This window comes from Methylocystis sp. (assembly GCF_050246715.1).
Lineage (GTDB): Bacteria > Pseudomonadota > Alphaproteobacteria > Rhizobiales > Beijerinckiaceae > Methylocystis.
Map to the genome: position 1 here is coordinate 1 of NZ_JBFWVN010000083.1, position 8,655 is coordinate 8,655.

Consider the following 8,655-nt stretch of genomic DNA (forward strand, 5'->3'; position numbering starts at 1 on the left):
TGGCGGGCGTGGCTGTGAGGTCGAAGCGGAACGGGTTGGTGTCAGCAACCGAATCCTACGCCGTTTCAGCCACCTATGCTATGCTCGCCAGCCTTCGAACGGCGCCGTCACGAATAAGATGGGCTAACACCATCATTCGCAGCCGCCATCTGGTGTCCACCTCTTCGATGGTGGACACCTAATCAACTCCACATGCAGAGCGGTAGGCGGTCGTCCGATCACGCTTACCAAGGGGAGGGTGTTTGCGCCTTCTCTCCGGGCAACGGCGTCTGCTCGCCGAGCGTGTCACGCAGATAGAGCTTGATCACCGCCACATAGATGACGACCGTCAGCGGCGCGGCGAAAATTGTCGCGCCGAGCCCGAACAGCGTGCCAAAGGTCGCGATCGAAATCAGCATCAGCGCCGGCGGCACACGGACCAATTGCCGCTGGATGAGCGGCATGATCATGTTGCCGTCGAGCTGATGAATGGCGAGATAGGCGAGGATCGTCCACAGCATCGGATAGGGTCCGATCGTCGCCGCCACCGCGACAGACGGAAAGATTGCGAGGATCGGCCCGATATAGGGGATGAATTCCGAAAGCCCCGATATGGCGCCGAGCGCGATCGGCGACGGCAGGCCGATCAGCCACACCGCGACGCCCGACATGACGCCGACCGTCACCATTTCGATCATCTGACCGAGCAGCCAGCGGCGCAGCGCGGTGGCGACATGGCCAAGCGTTTCTCGTGCTTCTTTGCGCCACTGGGGCGCAAACAGCAGCGTGAAGCCTTCGCTGTAGAGCTTAGGTTCGCTCGCGAGAAAGACGCCGGCGAAGAAGGCGACGAGCCCGCCCAGCACCGCCTCCGTGCTCACGGTGAAGAAATGGCCGATGACCCCCGAGACCGAAATATTCTCGCCGAAGGACGATGGCAGATAGTCAGAGAGTCCGGCTCGGCTGATCTCCGCTGAGATGGCGTTCGCCGTCTCCTCGGCGCGACGCAGCACGTCGTGAAACTCCGCCGCCATGGTGCGGCCGAAGACAAAAAAGGTTCCGCCGATGATCGAGGCGATGAGCAGCCCGGAAAGCGCCAGCGCCACGCCACGCGGCAGGCGGAGTTTGGCAAAGGGCGTCGCGACGACATGCATCAGCGTCGCGACGAGCACCGCCCCGGTCGCCAGAACAATGACGTTGAAGAGCAGCCAGATGAGAAAAGGCGCAAGGGCGATGGCGACGAAAATCACCGAGCGCAGAAAAAATTCGCTTCTCGTCATTAGGCTTCGCCCGATCCCGCCGCCGACGCGCCCGACGAGGGCAAGCGTCCGCGTCTGCAACATTTAGGGCGACAAAAGCGCCTGAGCGCCGAGGCCACGAGTGGCTTCGAGCGTCAACTCGCCAGCGCGAATTTCTCCGCCTGCTCCAGATCGACCGAGACAAGCTGCGAGATGCCGCGCTCGGCCTGGGTCACGCCGAACAGCCGATCCATGCGCGCCATGGTGATCGGATTATGGGTGATGGTGACGAAGCGCGTGTCGGTCTTCCTGCGCATTTCGTCGAGCAAATCGCAGAAGCGTTCGACATTGCTGTCGTCGAGCGGCGCGTCGACCTCGTCGAGCACGCAGATCGGCGACGGATTGGTGAGGAAGACCGCGAAAATGAGCGACATGGCGGTCAGCGCCTGCTCGCCGCCCGAAAGCAGCGTCATCGTCGTCGGCTTCTTGCCGGGCGGACGGGCGAGAATGTCGAGGCCGGCCTCCAGCGGATCATCGCTTTCGACAAGCTGCAATTCCGCCGCGCCGCCGTCGAAGAGCAGCGTGAACAGCTCCTTGAAATGCTCGTTGACCTTGTCGAAGGCGGCGATCATGCGCTCGCGGCCTTCCTTGTTGAGGCTGGCGATGGCGGCGCGCAATTTCTTGATCGCTTCGGAAAGATCGTCGCGCTCGGCGATCATCTTTTCGCGCTGCGCCTCGACCTCGGCGAGTTCGTCCTCGGCGCGCAGATTGACCGCGCCGAGCCTTTCGCGATCGGCGCGCAAATTCTCCAGCCGGCGTTCAATGTCGGCGATGTCCGGCAGATCGTCGCCGTCCTTCACCTCGGCGAGCGCTGCGAGCGCCTGCGGCGTCGATTCGAGATCATGCGCGATGCCGTGCTCGACGTCGGCGACGCGCTGGCGGGCGGCCTCGAGCTGCGCTTCGCTCCTCGCCATGTCTTCGCGCGCGGCGCTCATCGCCTCCAGCGCGGCGCGGGCGGCGCGGTCTGATTCGGCGAGGCGCGTTTCGGCGCTGGCGCGCGCGTCGGAAGCGTCGCGGCGCGCAGCCTCGGCCTCTTCCAGCGCATTCATCAGCGCGCGGCGCTGGCCGATGAAGGCGTCGGGCGCGTCGCTCAGGCGGACATGTTCCTCTTGCGCCGTCGCCAGCCGCTCTTCCAGTTCGCCGATGCGATCCTGGGCGCGATCGCGCCGCTGCGCCCATGAGGCGGTGTCGCGCGCAATCGCAGAGAGCCGTGCGGCCCGCGCCGCTCTTTCGTGGCGAAGCGACGCCAGCGCCGCCCGCGCCTCACCGGCCTGGGCCCGCTCCGCCATGGCGCGGCCACGCAAATTCTCCAGCGCGCCGGCGAGGAATGCCGGTTCTTCGAGGTCGTCGAGCGCCTGCGTCACGCTGGCGCGCTTTAGCGCCGCCTCGTCGCGGTTGGCGAGAGTCTGGGCCTTGGCTTCCTGCAGCGCTGAGAGGCGCTGGGCGATCTGTGCCTGGCGCCGCTCCGCCGTCGAATGGCGCTCGCGCGCCTCCTCCATGAGGGCGCGGGCGCGGCGCTGGGCGTCGCGCGCCGCAGCGTCAGCCTCCGCGGCCTCCCGCGCCGCCTCGCGCGCGGCGTTTAGCGCTTCCTTGAGCGCATCGGCGGTTTCGCGCGCCGCGGCGGCCTCGACGCGCAGATCCGCGAGCCGGTTCTTCTCGGCGAGGCGTCGCGCCGCGGCGGTCGGCGCCTCGGCGGCCTGAGTGAAACCGTCCCAGCGCCACAGATCGCCCTCCTTGGAGACGAGCCGCTGGCCGGGTTTGAGAAGCTTGCGCAGGCTTTCGCCCTCGGCGCGCAGCACGACGCCGATCTGCGCCAGACGACGCCGCAGCGCCGGCGGCGCCTCGACGCGTTCGCCGAGCGCGCGCACGCCATTGGGCAGCGCCGGGTCGCCCTCGCTCGAAGTCGCCGACCAATGCGCCGGCGCCGAATCATCAGCGGAGGCGTCGAGATCGTCGCCGAGCGCCGCGCCGAGCGCGGTCTCATAGCCCTTCTCGACGGTCATGCTCTCGACCACGGGCGCCCAAAGGCCGCCCGAGCCGGTCTGCAGCAAATGTTCGAGCGTGCGGGTCTCGGTCTCGAGCCGCTGGGCGCGCAGCGCCGCCTGCTCCAGGGGGGCGCGCGCGGCGGTCTCGGCCTCGCGCGCCTCGCGAAGGGCGGCTTCGGCCTCTTGGGCGGTTTCTTCCGCGCCCCGCACGGCCTGCGCCGCCGCTTCGAGGGCTTGGGCGAGGCGCTCGACTTCGTCGGCGCCGCCGCCCTGCCCGGCGATCAGCGCGAATTCGGTCTCGATCTTGGTCAGCTCCGCCTCGAAACGGGCGACGCGCTGATTTTCGTCGCGCAGCGCCGTCTCCAGCGCCGCCCGCTTGGCGTTGACCCCGGCAAGCTGCTCCTGCGCATTCGACAGTTCGGCTTCGGTCGCCGCCAGCGCCGTCTCGATCTCGGCGAGCCGCGCCTGGGCCTCGGCCTCGCGCTCGGCGTCGCGCGAATCGCCGCCCTGCAACTCGGCGCGCTCTTCGTCCAGCCGTTCGGCCACTTCCGCCGCGTCCTGGATCAGCGCCCGCTCGCGTTCAAGATCGCGGGTGAATTGTTCGATGTGGCGCTGAAGCTCGGCGATTCGCTCCTTGGCGCGCTGCTCATCGGCCTCCAACGCCTGACGCGCCACCACAAGACGGTGCAGCGCCGCGCCGGCCTCGGCCTCCTTGTCGCGCAGCGGCGGCAGCTCATGCGCGGCCACGGCCTGGAATTTCGCCGCCTCGGCCTGTTCCAGCGTGCGCGCCTGTACGCTGGCGCGGCTGGCGTCGAGCTTCTCCGCCGCCGCCTGCAGATGTTCGGCGGCGAGCTGATAGGCGACAAGCGCGGCGAGCGCCTCATTCTTGCGGATCTGCGCCGCAAGACCGCGGTATTTCGTGGCCTGCCTAGCCTGACGCTTCAAACTGTCGGCCTGGCTTTCGACCTGTTTCAGCACGTCTTCGAGGCGCGTGAGATTTTCCGACGCGGCGTTGAGGCGCAGCTCGGCCTCGTGGCGGCGCGAATGCAGGCCAGCGACGCCGGCGGCGTCCTCCAAAATGCGGCGGCGGGCCTGCGGCTTCGCCGAAATGATCTCGCCGATCTGGCCCTGGCGCACGAGCGAGGGCGAGCGCGCGCCGGTGGCGGCGTCGGCGAAGAGAATCTGCACGTCGCGGGCGCGCACCTCGCGGCCGTTGATGCGATAGGTCGAGCCCTGTTCGCGCTCGATTCGGCGCGTCACCTCGATCGAATCGGAGTCATTGAAGGCCGCGGGCGCGGTGCGCGACGAGTTGTCGAGGACAAGGCCGACTTCGGCGAGATTGCGCGCCGGGCGCGTGCCGCCGCCAGAGAAAATCACATCGTCCATGCCGGACGCGCGCATGTTTTTATAGGAGTTTTCGCCCATCACCCAGCGCAGCGCCTCGACCAGATTCGACTTGCCGCAGCCGTTCGGCCCGACGACGCCGGTCAGGCCCGGCTCGATCAGGAAATCGGTGGGTTCGCAGAAGCTCTTAAAGCCCAGAAGGCGCAGGCGCTCGAATTTCATTGCCTTAAAGACCGCCACAAAGTGCTGGGGAAAGCAAGAAAACCGACACGATATGTTGTGGGAAGGCTTATCCGGCCACGCATTGGGCGGTCGTCCCGTCAAAAGCCGGGCGCCTTCGAATCACAATTTTCATTGCATCGCAGAATTACGGCGGAAAAAATAGAAAAATGCAGTCATATGAACATCGGGGCGAAGGTTTCCTCGATCTCATCCTGAGGAGCCGCCTTTAGGCGGCGTCTCGAAGGACGGAGTCGAGGGAGAAAATTTGGGCGCTACGACTGCCGCTCATACGAGGAAGAATGGGTTCAGCCAGTCCGCGGGACGAAGATTTCTGGGTGTTCGGTTACGGCTCGCTGATGTGGCGGCCGGGCTTCGACTACATCGACAGCGCGCTCGCCTGGGTCCATGGCTATCACCGTTCGCTTTGCATTTTCTCGCATGTGCATCGCGGCACGCCGGAGCGGCCGGGACTCGTGCTCGGGCTTGACCGCGGCGGCTCCTGCCAGGGCGTCGCCTTCAAGATCGCGGCGCGCGCGCGCGACAAAACGATTCGCTATTTGCGCGAACGCGAACTCGTCACTTCGGTCTATCTCGAAAAGACGCTCGGCGTGCAATTCGCCGACGGGGGTTCGGTCAACGCCCTTGCGTATGTCGTCGACCGGACGCATTGCCAATACGCCGGGCGGTTGCCGCAAGAAGAAATGATCCGCCTGATCGCCGAAGGCGTCGGACTTAACGGCGACAATCCCGCCTATGTGCGCAACACATACGAACATCTGCTGCGGCTCGACATCCACGACGCGGAGCTTGCCGAGATCGTCCGCCGGCTCGATCATGATTCGTGCCGATCGGGGCAAGCGACCGGCGGCGCCGGCGACGAGCCGACGCCGCTTTGACGCGACGCTTCACTCAACACGCCCGCGCAACGACGCGCGCGACGCAACGCTACGCCACTGATACGGATTCCGGTTGATCCGCTCACTTGGGCCGTGTCATTCCCGGCAGGCCGAAGGCCTGACCGGGAATCCAGAGCCAATCCAAGAACGCCGGTTTTGCTCTGGATTCCCGATCGCGCGCATTGCGCGCGTCGGGAATGACATCCGAGCAGATCAAACGGATGTCGTATGACAGATCCGCGGGATCAGTTGAGCAGCGACGCGGAAAGATCGCGCAGCGTCGCGGCGTCGGCGCAAAAATGCACATGCCATTCGGCGACGCCGAGTTCGCGCGCCATTTTGCGCAGCGCGTGGCGATCGCCAGCCGCCCGCTCCTGCGCGAGAAAAACGCAAACCGGACGGGTCGCGAGGCCTTCCCGCGCGACGCCGATGACAGCGCCATTGGTCACGTCGGCGATGAATGATTCTTCGCCCGACTGAAACACCGAGCAGACGTAGCGCCGGCCCGATGCGCCGCGCCAGGAAAAGAACCGGCTCCGCAGCGAATCCGCGTCGGCGAGCGACTGAAGCGCCTCGCCGCGCGGCGCGGAAGCGCTGAAATTCCGGGGAGAAATGCTGAAAGACGGGTAACGAGGCTGATACATGACACGGTCCGCCACATCCGAAGATAAACGCAGAACATGACTAGAACGAAACCGGCACATAGTCAAGAATGCGCGCGCCCGTCCATATCCTTTGGGTTCCTGGCAAAAGACAGGACAGGCGCGCGACGCGCCGCTACTCGCCAACGGCGCAAGACGGTTTCCCGTCTCGCGCTTAGTTATGCATGGCTACGATCGTTGAAGATGTGCGCCAACACGCATGACGAACGCATTACTCTCTTGACAGGTGGGCGCCGTCTGAGGGTTTCGCAAGCTTCGCCGCGGATTAGCCGTTGGCGCCGCCGCCCGCCGTGCGCAGCCAGGCCGCGCCGCAGGCTTTCGCGAGTTCGCGCACGCGCAGAATATAGCTCTGGCGCTCGGTCACCGAGATCACCCCGCGCGCGTCGAGCAGATTGAAGGCGTGGCTCGCCTTGATGCATTGATCATAGGCCGGCAGCGCCATCAGATGCATCTCGTCGCCCGAGCCCGCGCCGAAATGCAGCAAGCGCTCGCATTCCGATTCGGCGTCCTTGAAATCCTCGAAGAGTTTTGTCGTGTCGGCGGCCTCGAAGTTGTGGCGCGAATATTCCTGCTCGGCCTGCAAAAACACGTCGGCGTAAGTGACTTTTTCGTCGCCGTCGCGGCCATTGAAATTCAATTCCATGATGCTGTCGACGCCCTGCAGATAGCAGGCGAGACGCTCCAGCCCATAGGTGAGTTCGCCCGCGACCGGCGCGCATTCGAAGCCCGCGACCTGCTGGAAGTAAGTGAATTGCGAGACCTCCATGCCGTCGCACCAGCACTCCCAGCCAAGCCCCCAGGCGCCGAGCGTCGGGCTTTCCCAATCGTCCTCGACGAAGCGGATGTCATGGAGCTTCGGGTCAATGCCGATGGCCGCGAGCGAGGCGAGATAGAGCTCCTGCAGATCGGGCGGCGAGGGTTTGAGGATCACCTGGAACTGGTAGTAGTGCTGCAGACGGTTGGGGTTCTCGCCATAGCGCCCGTCCTTGGGCCGCCGGCAGGGCTGCGCATAGGCGGCGCGCCACGGCTTTGGCCCGAGCGCCCGCAGCGTCGTCGCCGGATGAAAAGTCCCCGCCCCCATCTCCATGTCATAGGGCTGCAAAATGACGCAGCCCTGCGCCGCCCAGAAGTTTTGCAGGGTGAGGATGAGGCCCTGAAAGGAGCGGAGGGGGGAGAGATGGGGGAGTTCGGGGAGCATGGGGGGTCCTGCGAGAATTGCGCGCAAGCTATTGGCGGGGCCGACGCAGGTCAACGACATGCTTCGCCGACGGCGGTCGGGCGAATATCCGCTATGCGCCAGAGGCGGACATTCACGTCAGTGCGATGACGAATTCTCTGGTAAGCTCTCTGTAAAATCAAATGAGGAAACAAGTTTCGATTTGGTGCCGTCCTTGCCAACTCCGACGTTACTCACAATGAACTCAAGAACCTGCCTCTCACCTACAAGGGGCCTAATTCTAGCGTTCAGAATTGAGCCAATAGAGTGCCCCGATTGAGAGCGATCGTGAGTCGGTTGGGGGTCGGGCGCGTGGCCAATAAGACCAAAGGGCTTGATTTTCGTACTTGCACCAGTCCACTTGGCCAGGAGTCCACCACTCATGCCACCAAAAATCGCTATGGTTGTTTGGATACAAGGACCCTTCAACATGTAACAACTCTCTGGAAACACCTCCTCGACTCGGCCGAGTCGTACCAGAAGCTGCCGATGGATCGTTGACTTTCTTGAGTCCGAAGAATCGATCCCCACTTTCATCTCGCCAAACCCGATCATCACAACTTCGCCACCGACTTCTGGCACTTGATCATCAATCCAGAAAAAATCGCGGAAGAGTTCTGTTTCGTTCGCGGGAGCGCAGACGGTAAAGGTAGCCAAGTCCGTTGCATTATCCCAAATTCCTATCTCAATCGGACAAAGATAAACATTCTCGCCTTTGAGGTAGAGAGCCTTAACCAGCTTAAGATCGATTTCTTTCGGCGGTGGTAAAAACTCGGGTGGTGTAGATGCATGATGCAGAGGATTCGGATGAAGAATTTTTCGGACCTCTTCGAAACAATGCGCGGCGGATATTGCTGTTGCATGATTGCCGTTTGCGGTCACTATGAATGCAGTGCCGACAAGTCGCGGTGTCGCGTGCTCATCTATGACTAGCATTACAGTTGCATTTTGATATGAGCGCGCTTTGCTTCTGCCTGATGTGCTCGTCGCCAGAGCGACCAGGCGATGATGAACTCTGGTCGGATGCGTTTGCGCGCAAGGCGCGTCGCGATACGG

6 protein-coding genes are annotated in these 8,655 nt (G+C 64.0%); 1 reads left to right on the forward strand and 5 read right to left on the reverse strand.

Annotated features, from left to right (window positions below; all coding sequences use genetic code 11):
- Window positions 1-224: 224 nt before the first annotated feature.
- Window positions 225-1,256 carry an AI-2E family transporter gene (locus AB7I51_RS16825; RefSeq protein WP_428405435.1) on the reverse strand — a complete coding sequence of 344 codons (1,032 nt, stop codon included), beginning with the start codon at window positions 1,254-1,256 and terminating at the stop codon, window positions 225-227.
- Window positions 1,257-1,369: 113 nt separating this feature from the next.
- Window positions 1,370-4,825 carry a chromosome segregation protein SMC gene (smc, locus tag AB7I51_RS16830; RefSeq protein WP_428405434.1) on the reverse strand — a complete coding sequence of 1,152 codons (3,456 nt, stop codon included), beginning with the start codon at window positions 4,823-4,825 and terminating at the stop codon, window positions 1,370-1,372.
- A gap of 299 nt (window positions 4,826-5,124) precedes the next feature.
- Between smc and AB7I51_RS16835 the strand changes: the two genes are divergently transcribed.
- Window positions 5,125-5,721: a gamma-glutamylcyclotransferase gene (locus AB7I51_RS16835; protein WP_428405433.1), complete on the forward strand. Its 597-nt coding sequence runs from the start codon at window positions 5,125-5,127 to the stop codon at window positions 5,719-5,721.
- Between the two features lie 245 nt (window positions 5,722-5,966).
- Here the strand turns inward: AB7I51_RS16835 and AB7I51_RS16840 are convergent, their stop codons facing one another.
- The 3 genes from AB7I51_RS16840 to AB7I51_RS16850 form a co-directional block, all read right to left on the reverse strand.
- On the reverse strand, window positions 5,967-6,365 hold the full coding sequence (locus tag AB7I51_RS16840; RefSeq protein ID WP_428405432.1) for a hypothetical protein: 399 nt from the start codon (window positions 6,363-6,365) through the stop codon (window positions 5,967-5,969).
- 283 nt (window positions 6,366-6,648) lie between these two features.
- Window positions 6,649-7,581: a glycine--tRNA ligase subunit alpha gene (locus AB7I51_RS16845; RefSeq protein ID WP_428405431.1), complete on the reverse strand. Its 933-nt coding sequence runs from the start codon at window positions 7,579-7,581 to the stop codon at window positions 6,649-6,651.
- A gap of 117 nt (window positions 7,582-7,698) precedes the next feature.
- A partial coding sequence (locus AB7I51_RS16850; RefSeq protein ID WP_428405430.1) for a hypothetical protein occupies window positions 7,699-8,655 on the reverse strand: 957 nt, incomplete at its 5' end.